The organism is Marinomonas transparens, from assembly GCF_016463975.1.
GTDB lineage: Bacteria > Pseudomonadota > Gammaproteobacteria > Pseudomonadales > Marinomonadaceae > Marinomonas > Marinomonas transparens.
On sequence record NZ_JAEMNX010000001.1, the window covers coordinates 220,103 to 242,579 of the forward strand.

Annotated in this window: 24 protein-coding genes; 9 read left to right on the top strand and 15 right to left on the bottom strand. The window is 43.3% G+C overall.

Going from position 1 to position 22,477, the window contains the following annotated elements:
• Nucleotides 1-69: 69 nt before the first annotated feature.
• Nucleotides 70-1,221 (top strand): hypothetical protein, encoded by a 1,152-nt coding sequence (locus I8J31_RS01045; RefSeq protein WP_199466331.1) that lies wholly within the window; start codon nucleotides 70-72, stop codon nucleotides 1,219-1,221.
• A gap of 37 nt (nucleotides 1,222-1,258) precedes the next feature.
• Here I8J31_RS01045 and I8J31_RS01050 read toward each other — a convergent pair whose 3' ends face one another.
• From I8J31_RS01050 to I8J31_RS01060, 3 genes are all read right to left on the bottom strand, one after another.
• Nucleotides 1,259-1,663, bottom strand: coding sequence for a DUF1801 domain-containing protein (locus I8J31_RS01050; RefSeq protein WP_199466332.1), 405 nt, complete (start codon nucleotides 1,661-1,663; stop codon nucleotides 1,259-1,261).
• An 11-nt stretch (nucleotides 1,664-1,674) separates the two neighbouring features.
• Nucleotides 1,675-1,911, bottom strand: a complete 237-nt coding sequence (locus tag I8J31_RS01055) for a DUF1059 domain-containing protein (protein ID WP_199466333.1) — start codon at nucleotides 1,909-1,911, stop codon at nucleotides 1,675-1,677.
• A gap of 133 nt (nucleotides 1,912-2,044) precedes the next feature.
• The gene (locus I8J31_RS01060) at nucleotides 2,045-3,001 is read right to left on the bottom strand and encodes a GGDEF domain-containing protein (protein ID WP_199466334.1); all 957 of its coding nucleotides are present in this window, start codon (nucleotides 2,999-3,001) and stop codon (nucleotides 2,045-2,047) included.
• A gap of 464 nt (nucleotides 3,002-3,465) precedes the next feature.
• Between I8J31_RS01060 and I8J31_RS01065 the strand changes: the two genes are divergently transcribed.
• The 5 genes from I8J31_RS01065 to I8J31_RS01085 all read left to right on the top strand — a co-directional run bounded on the left by I8J31_RS01065 (nucleotide 3,466) and on the right by I8J31_RS01085 (nucleotide 9,263).
• A complete protein-coding gene (locus I8J31_RS01065; RefSeq protein WP_199466335.1) occupies nucleotides 3,466-4,476 on the top strand; it encodes a LacI family DNA-binding transcriptional regulator in 1,011 nt (336 codons plus the stop codon).
• Between the two features lie 48 nt (nucleotides 4,477-4,524).
• Nucleotides 4,525-5,874 (top strand): ABC transporter substrate-binding protein, encoded by a 1,350-nt coding sequence (locus tag I8J31_RS01070; RefSeq protein WP_199466336.1) that lies wholly within the window; start codon nucleotides 4,525-4,527, stop codon nucleotides 5,872-5,874.
• 294 nt (nucleotides 5,875-6,168) lie between these two features.
• The gene (locus I8J31_RS01075) at nucleotides 6,169-7,035 is read left to right on the top strand and encodes a carbohydrate ABC transporter permease (protein WP_199466337.1); all 867 of its coding nucleotides are present in this window, start codon (nucleotides 6,169-6,171) and stop codon (nucleotides 7,033-7,035) included.
• A 9-nt stretch (nucleotides 7,036-7,044) separates the two neighbouring features.
• Complete coding sequence (locus tag I8J31_RS01080; protein WP_199466338.1) at nucleotides 7,045-8,007, top strand: carbohydrate ABC transporter permease; 963 nt, start codon at nucleotides 7,045-7,047, stop codon at nucleotides 8,005-8,007.
• Nucleotides 8,008-8,153: 146 nt separating this feature from the next.
• A complete protein-coding gene (locus I8J31_RS01085) occupies nucleotides 8,154-9,263 on the top strand; it encodes an ABC transporter ATP-binding protein (RefSeq protein ID WP_199466339.1) in 1,110 nt (369 codons plus the stop codon).
• Between the two features lie 3 nt (nucleotides 9,264-9,266).
• On the opposite strand, the gene I8J31_RS01090 is transcribed toward I8J31_RS01085, so the two are convergent.
• The 9 genes from I8J31_RS01090 to I8J31_RS01125 form a co-directional block, all read right to left on the bottom strand.
• Nucleotides 9,267-9,770 (bottom strand): GNAT family N-acetyltransferase, encoded by a 504-nt coding sequence (locus I8J31_RS01090; protein ID WP_233402523.1) that lies wholly within the window; start codon nucleotides 9,768-9,770, stop codon nucleotides 9,267-9,269.
• A 30-nt stretch (nucleotides 9,771-9,800) separates the two neighbouring features.
• Nucleotides 9,801-10,058 carry a type II toxin-antitoxin system Phd/YefM family antitoxin gene (locus I8J31_RS01095; protein ID WP_199466340.1) on the bottom strand — a complete coding sequence of 86 codons (258 nt, stop codon included), beginning with the start codon at nucleotides 10,056-10,058 and terminating at the stop codon, nucleotides 9,801-9,803.
• A 66-nt stretch (nucleotides 10,059-10,124) separates the two neighbouring features.
• The gene (locus I8J31_RS01100) at nucleotides 10,125-10,478 is read right to left on the bottom strand and encodes a GFA family protein (protein WP_199466341.1); all 354 of its coding nucleotides are present in this window, start codon (nucleotides 10,476-10,478) and stop codon (nucleotides 10,125-10,127) included.
• Nucleotides 10,479-10,502: 24 nt separating this feature from the next.
• Nucleotides 10,503-10,637, bottom strand: a complete 135-nt coding sequence (locus I8J31_RS20965; protein ID WP_267905874.1) for a hypothetical protein — start codon at nucleotides 10,635-10,637, stop codon at nucleotides 10,503-10,505.
• Between the two features lie 51 nt (nucleotides 10,638-10,688).
• Nucleotides 10,689-11,177, bottom strand: coding sequence for a hypothetical protein (locus tag I8J31_RS01105; RefSeq protein ID WP_199466342.1), 489 nt, complete (start codon nucleotides 11,175-11,177; stop codon nucleotides 10,689-10,691).
• A 475-nt stretch (nucleotides 11,178-11,652) separates the two neighbouring features.
• Nucleotides 11,653-12,267, bottom strand: coding sequence for a LysE family translocator (locus tag I8J31_RS01110; RefSeq protein ID WP_199466343.1), 615 nt, complete (start codon nucleotides 12,265-12,267; stop codon nucleotides 11,653-11,655).
• Between the two features lie 213 nt (nucleotides 12,268-12,480).
• Nucleotides 12,481-13,965 carry a pectate lyase family protein gene (locus I8J31_RS01115; RefSeq protein WP_199466344.1) on the bottom strand — a complete coding sequence of 495 codons (1,485 nt, stop codon included), beginning with the start codon at nucleotides 13,963-13,965 and terminating at the stop codon, nucleotides 12,481-12,483.
• 578 nt (nucleotides 13,966-14,543) lie between these two features.
• A complete protein-coding gene (locus I8J31_RS01120) occupies nucleotides 14,544-15,107 on the bottom strand; it encodes a glutathione S-transferase family protein (protein ID WP_199466345.1) in 564 nt (187 codons plus the stop codon).
• Between the two features lie 91 nt (nucleotides 15,108-15,198).
• Entirely contained in the window at nucleotides 15,199-15,960 is a 762-nt protein-coding gene (locus tag I8J31_RS01125; RefSeq protein WP_199466346.1) for a sulfite exporter TauE/SafE family protein, read from the bottom strand.
• 278 nt (nucleotides 15,961-16,238) lie between these two features.
• On the opposite strand from I8J31_RS01125, the gene I8J31_RS01130 reads away from it, so the two are divergent.
• Nucleotides 16,239-17,879, top strand: a complete 1,641-nt coding sequence (locus I8J31_RS01130; RefSeq protein ID WP_199466347.1) for a methyl-accepting chemotaxis protein — start codon at nucleotides 16,239-16,241, stop codon at nucleotides 17,877-17,879.
• A 60-nt stretch (nucleotides 17,880-17,939) separates the two neighbouring features.
• Here the strand turns inward: I8J31_RS01130 and I8J31_RS01135 are convergent, their stop codons facing one another.
• A complete protein-coding gene (locus I8J31_RS01135) occupies nucleotides 17,940-18,707 on the bottom strand; it encodes a transporter substrate-binding domain-containing protein (protein ID WP_199466348.1) in 768 nt (255 codons plus the stop codon).
• Between the two features lie 63 nt (nucleotides 18,708-18,770).
• Nucleotides 18,771-19,385 carry an esterase gene (gene ypfH, locus I8J31_RS01140; protein WP_199466349.1) on the bottom strand — a complete coding sequence of 205 codons (615 nt, stop codon included), beginning with the start codon at nucleotides 19,383-19,385 and terminating at the stop codon, nucleotides 18,771-18,773.
• A gap of 225 nt (nucleotides 19,386-19,610) precedes the next feature.
• Between ypfH and I8J31_RS21075 the strand changes: the two genes are divergently transcribed.
• Both I8J31_RS21075 and I8J31_RS01150 read left to right on the top strand, forming a co-directional pair.
• Nucleotides 19,611-20,663 (top strand): bifunctional transcriptional activator/DNA repair enzyme AdaA, encoded by a 1,053-nt coding sequence (locus tag I8J31_RS21075; RefSeq protein ID WP_199466350.1) that lies wholly within the window; start codon nucleotides 19,611-19,613, stop codon nucleotides 20,661-20,663.
• A 166-nt stretch (nucleotides 20,664-20,829) separates the two neighbouring features.
• Complete coding sequence (locus I8J31_RS01150; RefSeq protein ID WP_199466351.1) at nucleotides 20,830-21,231, top strand: gamma-glutamylcyclotransferase family protein; 402 nt, start codon at nucleotides 20,830-20,832, stop codon at nucleotides 21,229-21,231.
• Here the strand turns inward: I8J31_RS01150 and I8J31_RS01155 are convergent.
• Nucleotides 21,209-22,360 (bottom strand): aldose 1-epimerase family protein, encoded by a 1,152-nt coding sequence (locus tag I8J31_RS01155; protein ID WP_199466352.1) that lies wholly within the window; start codon nucleotides 22,358-22,360, stop codon nucleotides 21,209-21,211. The two genes, I8J31_RS01150 and I8J31_RS01155, sit on opposite strands and share 23 nt — an antisense overlap.
• Nucleotides 22,361-22,477 lie beyond the last annotated feature (117 nt).

The window sequence follows — 22,477 nt, forward strand, 5'->3', positions numbered from 1 at the left end:
CCTAGTCTTGTTTCTGGTCGAAAATTAGCCTAATTTGTCAGACAATAATCAACAAAAGGACAAGTCACTATGCGCGTTCTACTCTTGTTAATCTTTGCCTCACTACTAACCGCTTGCTCAAATACCCAACTCAACGTGGTAGATAGCCTAACGGCCTCCGCACAAAATGATGGTGTTGGAATGACCCCCAGCAAATGGATTGTCAGAGGTCACCCTCTCCAAACCACCTATGTGTCTTTAAATGGACAACTGGGGTTAAGAGTTGGCCAAGTTTGTGTGGCAAGTAGCTTCCGTTCGCCCTTCACCGCCAACTGTCTCAACGAGCTGGGCTATTCTCCTAATGAAAACAAAGACTCATACATTGATCACCAAGGCAAACTTTACCAAGAATATTATTCTTCCAATGCAATAAAGGAAGAACCCACAGCAACACTTCACAACTTCATTAAAGCTGTCAATGATGAAAAAACGAAATCAGCGGCCTTTGTAAAAGCCAATACGGATTATTTAACCTGTCTCATTAATAACAGCAGCGACAGCAATACTGACGAGATATCAGAAGCACTTAAGAAACAAGCGCTTAATGCTTGCGCGGCACAAAACACAGCCAAAGACCAAGCACTTTCGTCGCTCAAACAGGTACGACTACAAGTGGAAGCCTTAGCCATTGCGCCAAACCGAATGGTCTATAACTGGGCAGAAAGCAGTCAATTGAAAAGCGGGGTAGTGGTACAATCCGAATCAAATTCTGCCAATGTAAACTCAGAGAAAAAGGCCTCCGGCTACACTGTCGTAAATGGACTGATAATAGAGCGCTATCAGATGTCTTGTGCTGAACTTCATACACTCAAACAACGTGAGGATGCCAAGCGATTAAAAATCGTCACCATGACTCTGGCAGCAGAGGAGCTATATTACAACGCCAACGAAGACGCTAGTTTGTCATTAGGCGCTGCTTTTTCTTTCACTAAAGACGAACTCAAAATGCTCACTCGCCTACTGGATAAAAATGGTGAAGAATTAAAATTTGACCTAGAAGCGACCATCAACACCAGTAGTTCCATCGCCTCTAAGGGCTATTTAACCGCCCCAGTCATCACCCTGAACAACTATAAAAAAATGCTTATTCCATCCAAGGGTAACGATACACAAACCTCGATCAAACCTGGTCTAACCTATTATGCAGTATTGTCGGACATTGACACTCTAGCCTGTGACTAATCACCCAAAGAAAAACATACCAACAGAGAGCAAAAGGTTAAGCCCCCAGCAAGGGTAAATGCTTAACCTTTTTGTATTTCAACGCCAGTTCTATACATTGTCGAATGGCTTGGGTGGGGAAGGGGTCATGGATGCTTAATTCAATTGCTCGATTGCCCTGAAATTGCAGGGTCTCGAAATAGATTTCTCGGAAGGTATCAACCAGTTTGGTTTTGCAATTGAAGTAGAGGCAATATTGCTCAGGGGATTTTGGTTTCCAGTCAAAACGTACTGTACTACCCGTTTTCACCAAATAACTTGGTTCCCCCCATTTCAGCGTTTCTTCAAGGTCGCCTAAATTTTGCTCTTCAACTATCTCTAAAATAAGTTCCCGCACATTCAACAATAAAGGCTTTATATGCTCGGGATAACTGTCTAATTTTGCTTGAACATCAGACTTCATATTTAAAAGCTCTAGTTTTCAGGCAGTGCTTCAAATTCTTGTTTTTTGCGTTCCAACCATTCGGCCATGGTTTCTGGCTTTTGCATGAGTGCCTGCATGTCGCTCATAGCTTGTAAGTGCGCTTCATCTTTTGCCTGAAACATCGCCATTCCATGTTGCTTGCTCTGGTTTGCTATTTCTTCAAATGAGTTAGCGTGAAATGCTTTATCGCAAGCGCCGCCCAGTTGTTTACAGGTCATCGTTTTCATAAGTCTGCCTAGTATTCATTTTTATAAAAGTAGCTAAAGTGGCTCTAACTGCGTCTAAATACATGGATTTAGCCTGCTTTAAAGATAGTTCTGGTCACAGAATTAGCCAAGTTATTTATAAATTTTCCTTGATCTAGCAGAACACTTTACTCTGCACCTGAGCCTTACCAAATTTTTTGGCCTGAAGAAGCAGACTGTCAGCATCTTCAAAATAGCTCCAAAAATCTTGCCCTTCGGTTGGACAACCATGGACAAGACCGATACTGACAGAAATAGACATGTCACTAACCTTAGGCAAATCGATACCCTGAACCGCATCTAAGATGCCTTGTGCCGTAACCTGAGCATATTCAGCCGTCGCTTGAGGAAATATCAACACAAATTCATCGCCGCCATAACGGGCTAAAATATCCGTGTCTCGCAAGCAAGTTTGAATTTTACGTACAACCGATTGCAACGCAGCATCGCCACCATGATGGGTCAAATGGGTATTTAATTGCTTGAAGTTATCGATATCTAATACCAACACAGCCACTGGCGTGCGGCCATTGGTACAAAAAAACTGTGCCTGTTTCGTTTCCAAATAACGTCGATTAGGGATACTAAGAAAGTCATCACTGATAACAAGCTGAGCAAGATGCTCCCTTTCCTCTTCTAACAACTGGCGCAATCGACGCTCTTCCGTTATATCCCGATCTGCTCCGAGATAAAGTTCTGGCTGGCCACTTTCCGTCCGATAAACTATGGTGCCTTTATTGGCAATCCAGCGATACTCTTCTCCAACCAAGAAACGATATTCAGCTTCAAAAACATCTTTTTCACCATGTACTATGGTTTCCCATGCTGAGCGAACTCGCTCCCGATCTTCAGGATGAACATAGTTCAACCACATTAAAGGATCGTAAGAAGGTTGAGCAGCAAAATCTTCAGCAGATATTAAAGATGTGGAGACTCGTCGCCCATTAGGGTAATGATCAATAGCAAACACATTTACCCTTGCCAAAGCGGCAGAAACCATAGGATCGTTAAATAACACCTCAATTGTTCTCTGCTTCCTGTCCACATCGACTGCTTTTATTGAATTTTTCATATGGAGTTGGAACTACACCAGACTAATTTGAATAACTCGATAGTAAGTTGTGACACACGTATTTTCAACATAATGAACAAATAACTAAACCTTCGAAAAATATCTTTGTTTTAAAAACAAAATAACAGGATCAAGCAAAGTAAGACCTCCTATCCCCCATTAAAAACGCATCAAAAGGGTGCAAAAATTAACCATTGCATCGAAACATTTTCGGTCTTAACGTCGTTTATTGCTGGTCACAAAATGCACGGTTAAAGCGTTTAAAGATGCTTTAAATGATGGACAGTGATAAGAATAAGAATGGTGTATTTAAATGATTTGAGGCCTTTTCACGATGTTACGAGCGCAGAAAAGACAAGGCAAAAATGGCAGAGAAAGCGCAGTTTATGGATAATAAATGCGCATTTCGAATCCCTTTTTAACGCCGTATTTACAAGCGCAGTAGTTGTGCAAAGGTCTCACATATGTCGATCAAAGAGATAGCGACCCAATTGGAGCTCTCGGTATCCACGGTGTCACGGGCACTAAATGATTACCCAGATATAAGTCCAAGTACTAAGAAACGCGTTTTAAAAGAGGCTGAGCGACAAGGTTACCAACTTAAAGGTGCCGACACAGCTCATTGGGTACAAGCTAAACGTGTCATCACGGCAATTGTTCCAAGCCAAGACATGCAATATATCGACACCATTCTTTCGAAGGTTCTTGCCGGAACTCGACACGCACTGCAAGCAGAAGGTTATTTACTGCAAGTGGTGGCAATCGATACGGGCAAGCAGGAATTAAGCGAATTTGAACGCCTTGTAAAAGCAGGCGATCAAGACGGTTTTTTGCTCCTTCGCACTCGGGTCAACGACCCAAAAGTCCATCGTTTACTGAAACTCAACGTGCCTTTTGTGTGTTACGGACGCACCGAACGGGCGGCACAATTTGCTTGGTTAGATTTGGATAATTACCAAGTCGGCCAATTAAGCCTAACCCGTCTATATGAACAAGGCCATCGCCAGATTGGTGTGGTATCGGTAAGCGAGCGATATTTTTTCGCCCAACAAAGACGACGCGGTATTCAAGACGCCGCCGATCAAGTTGGGGTGTCCATTGCTCCCGAACATTGTTTAGAAGTCGGCTTTGATGAGGAAAAGAGTTACCTCGCCTGTGCCGAGTTTCTACTCCAGCACCCAGATATCACCGCGCTGATCTGCCTAACCAGCACCAGCGCGCGCAGTGCCGCCTTGGCGGTCATGCGATTACACAACACACGACTGAACCATAGCGAACAACAAATAAGTGTGATTGGTTGTGATACACCCGTCGATGAGCTAACTGCCAGTATGGGGATCACCAGCATTCAGCAAGCGCCGCCGGTACAAATAGGTGAGCAACTTGCCAAGATGATGGTATCGCGCATCAAGGGAACGCCAGTAAAAGATTTGCAGGTTGTGTTAGCACCGGGAGTGGTGAAAACAGGGTTTTAGCCCAAACAGTTCGGAAAACTCGTATAAAAATAAAATGAGGAAACGACAATGAAAAAATCTCTGCTCGTCGCCAGTGCTGTACTGGTAAACGGATTCCTAATCAGCCCATTATCCAATGCGGCTACGGTCGAATTTTGGACAGCACAAACCCAATCGGACCGACTACAAACCATCGAACTGCTCGCCAGTACGTTTGAAGCCTTAAACGATGGCGTTACCGTTAAAGTCGTTGGTGTTGATGAAAACGAAATGGCGACGCAAATGGCTGCCGCCGTTGCTGCGGGAACGACACCACAGCTTATTGAAGTCAATTCCGAAATCATCATGGCATTAGGTGAAGAAGGCATAGTTGATACTAAAACCCACCAAGGTGTGATCAACGACATTGGCAAGCAGCGCTTCCACAAAGGCGCACTAACGACACTAACTTCTCCTACTGGCAATTATTACGGCTTGCCATATCACGGCTGGATTCAAGGTATTTGGTACCGTAAAGATTGGTTTGATGAAAAAGGCCTAGCAGCACCCAACACATGGGAAAACATCGAAACCGCAGCCAAAGCGTTAACTGACAAAGCCAACAATCAATACGGTATTTTGGTCGGTACCAAACAAGACAGCTACACGGAACAAGTCTTCACCCAATTAGCCTTGTCTAACAACGCCGCCGAGTTTGATGCCAAGGGCAAGCTGATATTCAATAGCCCAGCCACACTAGAAACCATCAACTATTACAAAGAACTCGCCAAGTACAACCCTCCGGGGCCACAAAACTGGCGCGCCCGTGATTATTACCTACAGGGTAAAATGGGCATGTTCTTCTACTCTACCTACATCATGGATGACCTAGCCTTAGCTGAAGTCGCAAAAGGTTCGCTTTCATCTGAGAATTTTAAAGAGCTCAGTGGCGGCACCTTTGACCCTGAATTGGTTAAAAACACCGCTTTTGCGCCTATCATCAGCCATAAAAGTGCAGCGTCTTATGGCACCTTGTCTGGTCTCGTTGCCCTTAAAACAAAAAGTGCTGCTGATGCTAAAGCGACCAAAGACTTCATCGAGTTTATGTATGACCCAGCCAGCTACATTACCTTCTTGCACATGGCACCAGGTGGTATGAACCCAATGCTAAAAGGCATCGCCGAAGACTCTGCGTATCTGGACGATCCAAATGGTGTATTCAAACTCTACGGTGCGGATAAGATGAAGCAGATCGTCTCTGGCTTCGATGACATTCGTTCTTTCTCAGTTGTGAAGGGCAAAACCTTCCCTGCGTCTGGTGCCATCTTTGCCAAGTCTGTCATTCCGAGAATGATCTACGACGTCACCATTGAAAACGAAGATCCGCAACAAGCACTAGACAGTGCGGAAGCGGAAATGAAAACCATCATGGGTAAATAAATTAACCCCCTCCCAGCCTCCCCCTTGAAAAGGGGGAGGAGCAATAAGTTGTTCCCTCTCCTTGAGAAGGGGGAGGAGCAATGATTTGTTCCCTCTCCTTGTAAAGGGAGGAATAGGAATTTGTTACCTCCTCTTTTTAAGGGAGACGCAGACATTTGTGCCCTGCCTTGTTTCTGGAAGAGATGAGGTGACTTGCTCCCCTTCCTTATTTATAGGAGAGGCGCAGTGATCTGTTCCCTCCCCTTGTTAAGGGGAGGGCTAGGGTGGGGTTAGATTTAAATAAGGGAAGTCGATATGTCTTCAATACTAGTGAAAAACGAAGCCAAACTCGGTCTCAAACTGGTCGCGCCAGCGGTAGGGATTATCGGCTTGCTGGTGATTTACCCCATTTTGTTCAACATCTATCTAAGCTTTTTTGATGTACAGCTAAATGGCGATAAGACCTTTGTCGGGTTAGACAACTACACGGATTTACTTGGCAATCCGCGCTATTACCATTCGGTGGGTGTGTCTATTGTTTACCTAATCGGCACGGTAATCGGCACCACGGTATTAGGCTTAGCCGCAGCCGTTTTGATGAACCAAGAGTTTCGGTTTCGTAACCTCGCCCGTGGTTTGATTCTCTTGCCTTATTTTGCGCCGGTTATCAGCGTGGTGTTTGGTTGGCAGTTTATTTTTGATCCGGTGAACGGCATTTATAACCATGTGGTAGTAGATGTATTGCACCTGACTGACACAAGGGAAAACTTAATCGGTAACCCAGATTCCGCCTTGTTCGTGGTGATCTTGTTCGATATCTGGAAGCATTTCCCAATCGCGTATTTATTGTTACTTGCCAAGTTACAAAGTGTACCGAAAGATCTGTACGAAGCAGCTGCCATAGACGGCCAAAACGCATGGGGGCGGTTCTGGCACGTGACCTTACCAGAGTTACGATTCGTCATCGCCACCGTGGTTTTATTGCGTATTATATGGAACTTAAACCGTTTTGAAGATGTGTACTTACTCGCACCCAATGTCGAAACCTTGCCTATTTTCACCTATTACCAAGCCTTTGCGGGAATAGTGGATCAAGGCGGTGCGGCGGCTATTTCGGTGATTCAATTACTGGTATTGGTCGGTTTGATTTGGCTGTACGTTCGCAAAGTACTCAAGTGGTAGGTAAAAATTATGATGAATAAACGTACTCCTCTTCAGTCTGTGATTTTATATAGCTTGGTACTCGCCTTAGTGATTTTTTGCGTGTTTCCATTTTTACAAATCCTTTCAACGTCATTAAAACACCCAATAGATTGGGGAAACCCATCACTGATCCCTCGCATATTGCACTTAGATGCGTATAAGGAATTACTCGGTTTAATGCCACCGAAAGAAGTCGATGTGCCAGCCAGTATCCAACGCTTACTCGACAACCCTGCGTTATCTGCCGAGAAGAAACAAATGCTGTTGGCTAAATTCAGTTCGGGTGGCGATGTCTTCCCGTTCGGGCGCTATATGTTAAATACCTTTGTAATCTCTTTTATAACAGGAATTTGCTCGACCTTCTTGGCATCACTCGCCGCCTACGCCATTGCACGTTTACGCTTCCCGGCACAATCTCTGATGGCAAACGGCGTACTGTTTGTTTATATGGTTGGCGGTGTCTTGCTAATGGTGCCGCTCTATCAAATGAGCGTTAACGTGGGTTTGGCCTCCAGTGCCGGCGGCACGATTTTAAGTCTGTTCTTGATATACCTGATTCAGACCTTACCCGTCGCCATGTACATGCTGGGTAACTACTTCCGAACCATTCCCTTCTCGTTAGAAGAAGCGGCCATGATGGACGGCTGCTCAAGGGTGGAAGCCTTCTGGCGCATCATCATGCCTTTATCAAAACCCATGTTATTTACCGTGTTTATTTATTGTTTTGTGATCGCATGGAACGAGTATCTATTCGCTTCCGTGTTCTTAAAACAATATCAAGATTTCCAAACCTTACCGCTGGCATTACAGACCCTGTTTACCTCTAAAAATGCCATTTGGGATCGCATCATGGCCGCGTCCATGTTGACCCTATTGCCTGTGGTGATTTGCTTCATGCTGGCGAATAGACATTTGTCAGGCGGGTTAACCGACGGAGGCGTAAAAGGCTAGTAACATACATTAATCACAAAACGTAACGAGCGAAGGTCAGACAAGGAAAAAGTGAGCGAAAAAGCGGAGTTTATAGTTATAAATGAGCATTTTGAGCGAGCTTTTGACGAAGTATCACCGAGCGCAGTAGTTTTGAGGAGAAAGATATGAGTTCTGTGATCTTAAGAAACGTCAATAAATCCTACGGCAATTTGCCGATAGTGAAGAACCTAAATTTAGAAGTAAAAGACGGCGAGTTCGTCGTGTTGGTTGGCCCAAGTGGTTGCGGTAAAAGTACCACCTTGCGCATGGTCGCAGGGCTGGAAGACATTACCCAAGGGGAAATCCAAATCGGTGACCGTGCCATTAACGATTTGCCACCGCACAAACGCAACATCGCCATGGTGTTCCAGAACTACGCCTTGTATCCACACATGTCGGTGCGAGAAAACATCGTCTTTGGTTTAAAAAAATCCGGTGCTGACGCGGAAACCATTAAGCAAAGGCTCGCCGACGTATCGGAAATGCTCAAACTCAACGACTACTTGGATCGCAAACCTGCAGACTTGTCTGGCGGTCAGCGCCAACGAGTCGCCATGGGACGAGCTCTAGCCCGTGATGCCGACGTGTATTTGTTCGACGAACCCTTGTCTAACCTAGACGCCAAACTGCGCCATCACATGCGTACTGAAATCGCTCGAATCCAGCACCAGTACAACATGACCGCGATTTACGTGACCCATGACCAGATAGAAGCCATGACCCTTGGCGACCGTGTTGTCGTCATGCGCGATGGTATAGTGGAACAAGTCGGCACACCGATGGACATTTACCTACAGCCGACCAATACCTTTGTGGCGACCTTTATCGGCTCACCCGCCATGAACCTAATCGAAGCCAAAATAGAAGGCGACGATCTGGTATTCGACCACTACCGTATTCCAGCAACAAAAATCGCCAACGTCGACATGCACGACCTAAGCTCACACGACACGGTACTCGTCGGCATTCGCCCAGACTTCTTTGAAGACAGCGCCTTATCATCACCCAGTGATAACCTATTTGAATTCAACGAAATACAAGTGGATCTGGTAGAAAATCTCGGCTTCGACAAAGAGATCATGTTCAAACTCGGTGGCGAAGACGCTAAAGCCAGACTCGACCTACGTTCCCACGTAAAACGCCAAGAACATATCTCGTTATCCGTGGATTTAAACCGAGTTTTGTTATTCGATACGAGCCCACAGGGCATGTTGATTAATGCAGGAGAGGTTTGATAATTAGGGCTTTAGAGAATCATTCATAGAATAGTTAATCAGTTCTTGGTGGTTTCTTACAACAATGTTTTTAGACTGAACTTCAAAACCCATTTTCTCGAAGAAGGTCTTAGCAAGGATGCTGGCTTCTACATGCATAGTCTTACAGCCATTTTTTATTGCAACATCACGGGCATAGGTAAATAACGCCTTCGCCACACCTTGGCGCTGATAGTCCTTATGTACGTACATGCAATCTATATGACCATCTAATTCTAGTTCGATAAAGCCAACAATGACGTCACCTATCATTGCCACATACGGCTTGGTTTGCTCAAGCCTTGTTTTCCACATAGCGTAATCTGGTGGCGTTGGAGCCCATGCCTCTAGTTGTTCTTTTGAGTAGATTTCTAAGCTGATGGAATGCACTGAGCCATGGAAAAGGTCGGCAATGGCTTTTGCATCGGAGGTTTTAAAATGTTGGATTATCATGAGGGTTAAATAATGCAATGTATTCGGCAAGTTCATTTAGGCTCTCAAGGGCTGGTTCCGTCCATATTACTTGAGCCATTTAGACATTCTCTCCTTAGCGTCGTCATTAGACAGCGTTCGACCTTCTTGTATCGCCGCTTCACCACGAGCAATACCTTCTAATATTTCCATGCGGCCAAGCATAAATTCATAGTCTGAGACATCCAATAAGTACGCAGACGGCTGGCCATGCTCTGTAATAAGTACAGGTTCTTTTGTCTGATGAAGGTCTGCTAAAATTTTAGTCGCCTGTCTTTTTAGTGTTGTCACTAGCTCTGTTTTCATAACATTAACAGCCTTTACTATCCGAAGTATCACTCAAGATGGAAGATATGAACAGACTCTTTTATCTCACGCCATCCCCGCACCAAGGGTCGCTCTTACTGGAATACCTTCTATTTCAAAACCTTCTAAGCAATGAACATTAATCCCAAAGAAATCAGGTGAGACACGCTTTCTGTGGAAAGGGTAGATGCCGCAGCTTTTGCAGAAGAAGTGTCGTGCTGTGTGGGTGTGGAATTGATATTCAGTCAGACTGTCTTCGCCCTTGATAAGCTCGAATTTGGTTTCATGCACTTTGACCATTAAAGCATTTTTTCTGATGCAAATAGAGCAGTCACAGGTAGTGAGCTCTGGTGCATCCGTGATGATTTTGAATTGCACATTACCGCAGTGACAGCTGCCTAAATAGGCTTTCTCTTGCATCCTAATATCCCTTTTCTCGATTGTTTAAAGCAACATCTTTTCCATCACAACAGAAGTGGGTCTGTCGTAGCCAGCATGGGATGTTTCGGCGGTTTTAACAAAACCAAAGCGCGCAAAGGTTTGTTGGTTTTCGATCAGTTCTATGCGGACTTCCATCACTAGACGCAACACACCTTGTTCGCGTACATAAGTTTCAGCGGCGCGATAGAGTTATTGCTGCTGTTGCTGTTGCTGTAACCACCCTATCTGTTGCTCTAATTGCGCCTTTTCAAAGCTAATGACCCTTTGCTGTAGATTAGAACTAGGAACAACCGTGCTGATGGTTTCCTGTCTCTCCATTTGTGTCTCTATGGCCTTCGAATAAGCATCACCGATTGCTTTTTCTGATGCTTCAATCTTCAAGGCGATAGCTTGTTTTTCTGACACTGGGATATTCGCGACTTGCGTTAGTCTAGAAATTTCGGCTTTCAATACCGCATTTTCCTGACTAAGCTTTTCCTGAATAATAATAAGTTCATCATTAAACTGTTTGTCTGATTCGGTACCAAACGCCACGCCAATCGACTCGATCTGTTCTGGCGATAATGTCACCGCTAAGATGGTAGCGGAAGCACAAACAACCAATATCGAAAACGCCCCTTGCCAAGTAGAAGGGTAAGAGAATTTTTGCCCTAAAAACTCAATAGAATGTTCCGTCATTTTTAAACTCCTTAGTATTTTCATTACTCGTGCCCATAGGGCAATAATCACATTGATGTATGTTTTTAAAGGAAAATTCACCTAGAACGAGCGTCCGTTGGCCTTCCTTTGCCTCACCTAACAATACCGATAGCCTTCAATCTAACCAAGGCACTTTAGTGTTAATTAATGCCAATAAGTAACTCTTATATCAGAAAAACCCTACCTATCTAGCCAGTATGCTTGAGTTAAAAACAATCTATATTGTGGTTGTTGGCTGAATTTATTCATTAACAACAGGCTTATATTTAGGTCATTGTTTCATATGAAACATTCTTCATTACCAAGCCTGTAAAAATTTTCGGCCACCACGACAAAAATTACTCTTTTAAACCACACTCAGCGAACCGGAACCGGAACCGGACCGTTCTGAGTCGCGCCTTATTTGACGATTTATCTGAAAGACAAAGGCTTAGTAGAGTTATTCGCACCCTTCCTAGCTCTTTATCACCAAAACAACACCACAAGTTGCTAACACACCGCCAGATACTTTATTCAATAACTGTTTGGCCTTGCTGCCCTTAAAGATCATTCCTGCCCCTGTCGCAGCACAAGCGTAAGCACTGAGCACACCACCGACCGCGACGGTAGAAATAAGAAAGACAGCGCCAATCTCATAACCAGTGATACTGGTTAAATCGATGAAGGCAGGAAAGAACCCCATATAAAACAAAACTGCTTTGGGGTTCGCTAAGGTGGTAAACACACCCGCCATTAGACTCGATCTTCCCGTCTGGTGAGTCGGTTGATTAAGTTCTGAGCCCGACACATCAGCGCTCCAAGTCACATAAGCCAGCCAAAATAGATAAGCGATACCAAGATATTTAATCAGCGAAGCGAAATCACCTAGGAGTAAAGAAACAGTCGATAGGCCAGTTAACGCTAACAAAATATAGATGTAGTCTGCGATTAATACGCCCCCTACAACCAAAAGTCCCTGCTTCAGTCCTTGCGACATGGACCTCGAAACTACCGCTAAAACACTTGGTCCAGGGATAACCGCGGATAATAATAGTGCAAAAAACAATGCAATTCCTGAGGTGATGGTCACTGTATTTCCTTATGCTTACTGTATTGTGGTAGTGGTCTTCTAAGAAAGACAAAAATCATTCGTCCGTTTAATCCGTTTAATCCGTTTAATCCGTTTAATAGTAACTAGGTAAATTTGTCTAAGATACCAAGTGCTTACTTTCCTTACGACAAAAAAATGCCGACGCTACAACTAGCGTCGGCATTTTGCATTCATACAGGTTTGGCTAAAGCATTAAAGCTTACCTGCACCTGCATTTTTCTTAACATATTCAATTACTTCACTTGCAGGAAGTACTGGCATTGGGCCATATAGCGTTGGTGTCCAACCTACGTCTTTAGACAAGGTTTTTTTGCTGTTTACTTTGTTGGCTTCGGCAATGATATCAATCATTTTGCCATTGAACATAGAACCCTTATCAAAAGCGACTTTGCCCTTCATGTGACCTATTGCGTTTGCAGGTGTACCGTTTTCAATTTCAAAAACATTAGCCTCTGAATAAATAGCAGAGTTTTTCCCCGCCCCCAGAGCTTGACGAAGAATATTATGCTTAGGCTTATTTTTTAACGAGTTCACATGACGCTCATATGCAGTATCACCTATGCTGTCTCCTTCGGCATTACCGACAAAGTAGTTATTGTAAGAATGGATCTTACCATAACGAACACGGGGCATACGCTGCCCAACGTTTTTAAAATAATTACTGTGTAGTGTTACTCGTAAGTAGCCCGTGTCTGCCGTCTTTTTATCGCTATTGCCAATCAGAAATGCTTTATCATGATCATGGAAATAGCTGTTTGAAATGGTGACGAGATCAGCCTGATTAGTAATATCGATCAAACCATCGTGATGCTGAACTTTCTGCGTAATTTCATTTTGAGGGAAAGGATACACAGGTGGAAAGAGCGAATCTGGACGATCACCATCAGAAAAAGTAGAACGGTCAATCCAAATACGTTTACCACCACTAATAGAGATTAAATCGTATTCAGAATTCCAGCGTCCACCACGACATTTTTGTGGTCCCGTGTTTGCGTTCACATATTCCGCTTGGCAACCTGGATAACTAGCATCCAGTTTAAAGCTGTCACCTGGATCCCAATCTGGGAAGTAGTCAAAGGCATCTTCAAAACTGATGTTTCGAATAATCACGTTTTCTATACCCTTGCCAATAAGCAACATGCCTTTCACAATTTTCGCATCGTCCCCCAAACCAATAATGCTGGTATTAGATGGAACCTTTATCACGATTTGATTTTTCTGATTTTGTTGGGAGGCCTTACGAGCTTCCTCTAAGGGGCCCGTCAGTTTTCTGTTTGGACGTTTTTTAATAAGTGGTTTGATATTCCAAACCGATGGTGCATAAGCATTTTTATAATCTTCGAAGTTATAAGGTGCGACGGCGTAATCTTTTTCCGTTAGCTCACGACCTTGGTCATCGGAGGATAAGTTAACGGTTCCACTGATTTTGATGATTTTAGGGGCGTCACCTGCTTCTTTCAAAGCATCGACAAAAGCTTTACGACTACTAACAGTATAAATATGCGCATCCACTGCACTCGCACCACCAGTAACCGGGCCTTCAGCAGCAGCCCAGCCATCATTAGGCGGTAAAATTTGTTTCGATATATCAGCATGGGAACCGCCCACACCAATGCTTGAACACCCTACCATTAAGCTAGCTGCGAGGCATGATGCCACCAGAATTTTTTTCTTCATTTTTTCCTCCAGAAACACTGAAAATACGCACACCTAGTAAGTTCACTGTGTGTATTTCCATGTCAGGTTTTTATTTTTATTAATTGGAATATGGAGAAAAGTCTGCCAGACATTTTCCATATAGGTAGACACACTAGCAGGAAACCCATAAAAACAAAACAGCGTTTTGTTTTTATGGGTATTTTGTTTTGATTGATCTAGAGGAATAAATAACGCCTCTTGTACAAGCTAAATAAACGATTGATAAGCTTCCAAACTCGTCCCTTCTATCGCACAAACCTTTATGATAGCCGGTCGTTGAGCCAGCTTTTTTAAATGCTTACCTAGGGAAGGCCTGAACAAGTCCTCTTGTCTCAGCATGTGGATAAAAGTCTGTTATTCGAGGCGAGTACCGAATGTGAATAGTTGCTCTATTGTCGAGGTGCTCAACAAAGAATTCAGGCTTTTAGACCATGCCCTACGGGTCTTTCAGAGAAAACGCCACACTGCGTTGCGACTCTTTGAAAGGTACTTACATTACATCAGAGTCGCGCCTTATTTGACGATTTCTCTGAAAGACTGAGTCTTAGTAGACTTATTCAGACCTTCCCTAGATTCTGAAAAGCCAATGGTGGATGGGCGAAGTCACTTGCCCAGTGCGACAACATGAATAAAAAGATGTCACAAACGCTAAAACGATCACCAAGAAGAAATTCTTTGCCTTCTAATTCCTTATCTATCAAAGCAAACATTTCAGTAATACGCGTCTCGTGAACCGCTGAAATCGACGCCGCATGTTCTGGCAGTAGAGTATGTTTCTCAGGATAAAAATACAGCATTAACTCAGATTGAATACTGCCTGTCAGATAAAAAAGCCATTGATAAAATAGCGTTCTTTCTGGTGTGCCAGTGTCAGGTACCAAGCCTGAAGATGAATGGGCCTCACAAAGATGCAGACAAATAGCCGCACTCTCAAAAACAACCTGATCACCATCAATCAATGTTGGAATGCGTCCCGTCGGATTGAGTTTTAAATAGTCACTGGACTTTTGCGCCTCAGATTTTCTATCCACCAACACAAGCTCAAACTGAGCACCGATTTCTTCAAGCAAAATATGCGGCGCCCAACTCGCATTACGTGGAAAATAAAATAGTTGATACAAACCAGCCTCCGTACTAATGCAGTGGGTAAATTAACCTAAAAAAACGAATAACAATTGTCCTACAAAGATAAGAAGCGTGTTCGTGCCTGCTCTAGTCACTCAACAAAGCGGCGGTACTGCCACAAACCGTCATAATGAACAGAAACCACTTGAGATGATTAGGGTTCGCTTTGATAGCAAGCTTAACCGCAAAAGTTGATCCAAGCATGGTGCCAGAGGCGAGCATTAAACCGGGAATCCAGAGGATTTGGTCATTCCAGATAAATACCCCTAGAGCTAAAGCCGTAAAGCCAAGAGTACACACCATTTTCAACGCATTGGTTCGTACTAGGTCATAACGTAATGTCCCTGCCAGTGCGGCAATTAGAATAAAGCCTACGCCTGCTTGTACAAAGCCACCATAAACACCCGCAATAAACAAGGCAATCCAAGCACTGGGCTTTTCTGTCACTTTAAAGGGTACGGTGCCTTCTGGTGGCGCAATCATAGTAGGACGAACAATCATAATGATAGTCATGCCTATCATAGCACTAAGCAATAATGGCTTAAGCCATTCTTCAGGAGCATAACTGGCGGCAAAGGCACCAACCACACCGCCAAGCAAAGACGGAATCATCACCGGTAAAATATCAGCGGAATCTAGCTTTTTGGCCTTACGAAAACCAACCGTCGCGGCCACATTCTGTAAAAACACCCCAACGCGATTGGTCGCATTAGCAATATCAGCAGGCATCCCCATCACCATGAGAGCAGGTAAGGTCAGGTTAGAGCCGCCTCCAGCCAAAGTGTTAATAATGCCAGCAATAAAGCCTGTACCAATTAAAAGGCTAACTGTGAATAGGCTGTAATCCATAACATTGTCCTTAAACGACGTGAGTGCAAGTCAGAAGAAAATCTAAAAAGGGAACAAATAATAAGGAGAATAATATGAAGTGACAAAAGCTTTTGCTTAAAAAGTTTCCGACATAAAACATCGAACCTTAATAACTTCTTCTAGGCTGTCTCTATTTTCCGAGAATGAGATGCGTTTAGTTAACCCCTTACAATACATGACTTTTTCTTACGAATGCACACTTTATGAAATGTAAGCGAAAGCGAATACTCCATAGTACTTTCTCAAGGAGTTTAACTATGAACTTAAAAGTAAGCCATCGTCTCATCATTGGATTTAGCCTTATTCTTTCATTAATTATTTTCATTACCGTCATCGGTGTAAAAAAGGTTGATGAAATTAATCAGGGGCTAACCATCATTAATGACATAAATGCCGTAAAACAACGCCATGCTATTAACTTTCGAGGCTCAGTTCACGATAGAGCCATTGCCATCAGAGACGTTGTTTTATTAAAAGACGAAAATAAACTAACCGATACTTTAAAGGTTATTAAAAAGCTTGAAGGTTTTTACATAGAGTCTGCTGGTCCTTTGGATGCAATTATGGCAACCAATTCATCAGATTCTGAACGTAAAATCCTAGCCGATATTAAAGCAACTGAAGAGTACGTACTCCCCTTGGTAAAACGTATTATTGAACTTCGTCAAAGCGACAAGGTGGAAGAAGCAAAAACACTCCTATTAGAGCAGGCAAGCGAAGGCTTTGTTACTTGGCTAGCGACGATCAATGCCTTCATTGACTATGAAGAAGCACAAAACAAAAGCAAAACAAGTGTCATTCGCACGGTAGCAGAATCCTTTACAAATATGATGATGATGGTAAGTATCATCGCCGTCGTTATTGGCTGTATCGTTATTATCCTCATGTTAAGAAGCTTCAAGCGCCTATTAGGAGGTGAACCTTCACATATTGCGAACATTCTTAAATCAATGGCATCAGGTGACCTATCACTAAAAGTAGAAAGTAAGTTTCAAGGCAGCGTATTAGACTCCCTTGCACAACTGCAAACACAGCTTAAAAACACCATCACTGGCATATCTAACGCAGCGGATAACATTACCGCCAACACAGCATGTGAAAGCAATAATACAGAGGATATAAATGCCTTAGGAAGCAGGCAAGAAAAATACAGCACTCAGGCCACACAACAAATGCAAGAAGTGACGAAAGAGGCTCAACTCGTCTCAAATCTGTTAACAGAAACAGATCAAAATTCGACGACCTCCAGCGCAACCGCTGAACAAGGTAACAAAGCGGTATCCGATGCAGGACAAGCCATAAAAAATATTTTTGAAACCGTACAAGAAGCCGTTGATAACTTAAGTAATCTTGAAAAACGAGTACAAGAAATAAGCGGTATTACCACAACCATCAGCTCCATTTCTGAACAAACAAACCTGTTAGCTTTAAATGCCGCCATTGAAGCTGCACGAGCAGGAGAAACAGGGCGAGGCTTTGCAGTGGTAGCAGATGAGGTCAGAAGCCTAGCATCACGTACCGGCGAGGCAACATTCGAAATAGAAAACATGCTAAAAGATGTTCAAAATGGCACATCCGAAACGATGAAAGTCATGTCTGCCAGCCTTCCGCAATTAGAAAAAGGAATCGAACTTAGCCAAGAATCCAGTGAGCTATTGACACAAATAATGACTCAAGCAAGACAGTCCGTAAGCAATATTCAGCTTGTGACAAGCGCATCAGCAAAACAGCTAGAAGGCATTGATAGTTTACAGGCAGATATGCAAGAAGTAATTGATTCTGCCAATAGCATGAGCCAACTTTCTAATACGCTTTACAATGAAAATAAAATAGCCGCAAATAGCTTAGGGACATTGGCAGAGGAACTAAAGCGCCACGCGGCTTATTTTTCTATCTGATGTATAGAGGACATAAAATCAAACGCGGTTTAAAAAAATTTTAAACCGCGCAATTACAAACTATTTCAACGAATTCTGTTTCATTAGCGCTTCATCAACCCCTTTCAATTTCATTTCGTCCATCATGAAGTTAACCGTATTCAATAAACGCTGCTCGCCATCAGGAATCAGATAACCAAACTGGCTTTTGGTGAATGGATTGTCTTCACGTACGGCATCCAGTTTTTTATTAATCACCTGATAATAAAGCGCTTCTGGCGTTTCTGTGACCATCACGTCCACTTTACCAGCGACCACAGCTTTTGGTACATCTAGATTGTTTTCAAAACGCACTATGGTGGCTTTGTTGAGGAATTTGTCAGCAAATTTTTCATTGGTTCCGCCAATATTTACGCCGACACGAACCTCTGGACGATTGACTTCTGCTAGGGTATCAAAGCTTGCTTCACGTCCTTGAGCGACAAGGAAACACTTACCAAACGTCATATAACCTTGAGTTTGTTCCGCTGCCATTTGACGAGAAATACGACGCGTAATTCCTCCCATGGCAATGTCATATTTGTCGTCATCTAAACCTTCTAACAAGCCTTTCCAAGTGGTTTGAAAAAACTTCACTTCTACACCCATCTCAGCCGCGAAGTATTTCGCTACATCTATATCATAGCCGCTAAATTGTTTACCATCGTAAAAAGAAAATGGTTTGTAGTCTCCCGTTGTTCCAACGGTAATGTAACCTTGCTTTTGAATATCTTCTAAACGATCAGCTTGCGCAACTACGCTAAACATTAAGGCACTAGCGGCCAGAATCAGACTTGGTTTTAACAACATAGCTCTTTCCCAGATGAGTGTTACGGAATCTCCATTCTACCTATATGGTCAGGAAAATCCCTGTTATTGAAGATATCCAATCAACTTCTCCGCTTCTATTTGATTAATTGTATGACCAAGATTTGGAATAAGATCAAAAGTCACATCAGCACCAAGAGCATTTAAAGCTTGATAAGCCGCTTCAGCATACCGATAGTCAATCATCTGATCTTGGTCTCCATGCAAAAAAGAAATTCGCGTATTGATGGGCGCTTTAGTTGGCATTACCGCAAATCGTCCAGATAAGGAAATGACTTTATGCGCAAGAGTTTCTGTATCGGTTTGAGTAGAAGACAAAGACATTATTGCCCCCTGTGAGAAGCCGATCAACGTCGTTTCATCTCTACTTAAGCTAAACTTTGTTTGCCATGATTGAATAGTATTTTCAAAAAGGGGTAACGCAGCGGTAATTCTTGCAGAGCGGTTTTCTTCTGTCACACCTTGTACTGAAAACCATTGAAAACCCTGCCCTAAATCACATTCCTCTGGTGCTTGAATTGAAATGACAGCCGCCATTGGAAAAAATTGGGCCAAGTGCTTTCCTAACGGTTCAAGGCTTTGTGGTGTCGCACCAACACCATGAAATAACAAGAACAGCTGATCTGCCGAAGTAGGGTTTTGTACAACAATAGATGACATACGACGTTCCTTTTTCAAAATGAGACAGGTATTAATGATGAAAGTGACTCTACGCCAGCCTTATAAGTAAATAAACAAGCACCTTTAAAAGGCTATATTGCATAAATAGAAACGGTCAAAAAGCAATCAATAAAATACTTGTCCAGTTTTCGGTTGTTGTTAAAGGTGGAAGAGCGTTAACCTTCTTTAAACAATATTGAAAAACGATCCATAGCGAATAACACCATGCTAATAACCAACGAAAAACAAGCTGACGACTACTATCAAGCGTTACTTAAGCGTAAACCCAGTTACGTGGGGATTTTCTTTGTTGGTGTTAAAACAACATCTATCTTTTGTATTGCGACATGTCGGGCGCGTAAACCTAAACGAGAAAATGTAGCGTTTTATACTCACTTTAAAGACGCTATGGATGCGGGCTTTCGACCTTGTAAAATTTGTCGGCCAACAGAAAACGCCAACGAAGCCCCCCATGAAGTGCAAATGGCGATGGATCTGGTAAGAGATTGCACTAAGGCTAAAATTACCGACCAGCAGTTAGTAGAAGCAGGGATTCGCCCTATATTTTTGCGCCGCTGGTTTAATCAGCATTATGGTATGACCTTTCAGACTTTTCAGCGAATGTATCGCATCAACTATGCCTTTAAGGAATTAAAGAGTGGAAAAACGGCAACCAACACAGCCTTGGATTCAGGTTACGACTCTTTAAGTGGTTTCGGTTACACTTTTAAAAAGCTACTTGGCCATTCGCCTTCCCTTAATATGGAGAACTCTGTGATTTTAATAGATAGGCTAACGACTCCGATTGGACCCATGTTTGTCTGCGCAACGGAAAAAGGTATTTGTCTATTAGAGTTCGTTGACCGACGCATGCTAGAAAGCGAGTTCGAAGATTTACAAAAACGTTTAAAAGCCACCATTATCACTGGCGAAAACCAGCATACCAAACAGCTAAAACAGGAACTTGAAGCGTATTTTTCGGGAGCACGTAAAAACTTCACCGTACCACTGCAAACACCGGGGACAGACTTTCAAAATCAAGTTTGGCAAGCCCTTGGTACGATTCCCTACGGTGAAACCGCCAGCTATCAAGAGCAAGCCATTCGATTAAATAACCCCAAAGCCGTACGCGCGGTCGCAAGAGCCAATGGTATGAATCGCATTGCCATTATCATTCCTTGTCATCGGGTTATTGGTAAAGATGGTAGCTTGACCGGATACGCGGGTGGATTAGAACGGAAACGCTGGCTGCTCGACCATGAAAAAGCCCATAGCTAATGTCCACCAACAATAAGTTGTACTTAAGTCTTTGTTATACCTTACGATATTAAAGAACCTGTCATGGTAATGTAATTTTTCACAAAGCCTTATCTCAAGCGCTTGATGTTCTATCCCTGTATCGGCATGGTGTGCCTTTTATAGATTAGGATGGAGATCATCAATCGTGTCTCAGCATATCGTCGCCGTGTATGGCTCTCTTCGGGAGAAAATGGATAATCACCACTACATAGCTGACGGCAAACGCATCGCCCTCGGCTGGCTAACTGGCTATAAGATGTTCAACTTTGGTGATTACCCCGGCATAGTCCCAACTCACGATGACAGTGGTCGAGTCAGAATTGAGTGGTATAAGGTATCGGATGAAACCTTAGCATCCTTAGACAACCTTGAAGAATACGACCCTAGTACTCCACAAACCTCCTTGTATCTGCGTAAACCCATCTTCTCGCCCTATGGTAGAGGATGGATTTATGTCTATAACCAACCCCTAGAGCAATCTTCCTATATGGAAGCTGGCGACTGGGAAAGATTCCGCCGTGAAACTAAACTTTCACAAGAGGTTTAGTGAACACTTTCAAGCTTTGCATTTTTTGTAATGCTTCAATGTGCTCTCGACTTTCAGTGACTTGTTTTTCCTGTGTAAACAAACCAAATCGCACATAGAATTGCTTGGATTCTCCAGCGTCAATCGTCGGCACCAAACCAAGCTCACGCTGATAAGACCGGTTGTAGGCAAAACTGGTGCCGGGTTCGATTCCCACCACATAACCCTGCTCTTCGGTGTCGGTATTTTTCCAGATCGTCAGCACAGGTAAGGTCTGCGTTTGATAGGTGACTTCTATACCACAGGTTCCCTTAGCGTTATGCAATAACGCACGACTTAGCCCCTGTTCATCGCTAAGTGGTCGGATATTAAACACCATTTCATCAAAGCCTTCTGTCGGTGCTGGCATTTGATTCCAATCTGACAACCCAGCTATGGCGTAATCATTAAAAGGGGATAGCTCACTCACAGGCACATGCAGCTGAGCACCGTTTTCTAAAATAGGTTGAGCAAAGTTATTATGGTAAATAGCTTGATACTCACGAGCATAGCTGCCTTTATTGGTCAGCGTGTCTTCTATAGTGAGGTAAGGTTCATCAGGCGTTAATGACAACATGGTTTGCAACTCGAAGTTGGTGAACTTAAAACGTTTTTCGTCGACACGACCACGTAAGGTCACACGATATGGTGGAGTTTGCTCAACCTCCAAAATCACTTCATCCGCCGGCGTATTTTGAATACGCCCATGCAAGGTTAAAAACTCGTCACCATCTTGTCCCGGATGCCCTGACCATTGATAACCACAGCGCACCACCATCTCATTAAACCCGTCTAACCACCCTAAACCACCAGCCGCTTCTTGATTAATAAAGCTCGGATGCACCACCTCTTTTACTGGCGAATCCCAACCAAAACGAGAGCCATTTTTGATTACATCTAATATTGCCATGCCGCGGGTTGGAACAATACGTACCACAGCGTCACCAACCGTTAATGTAATAAGCCGTGATCCCGCTTGTTTACCTCCTACAAGGCAGCATTGTTGAACAGCAACAGGGATGCTTTTAGGAAGGCCCATCTGTTCAGAATTAAGAGATAAATTAGCCAAATCAATATGTTGTTGATTGCTAAGTATGACAAGTTGAAACATAAACGCCCCATGATAAAATCAGCATTGCTTTAATACTTACACGAAAACCTCATAAAACAGGTATATATATTGCTTGCAAAATGTACCAGAGCTGAGATTATTTGCTCGGTTATCCCA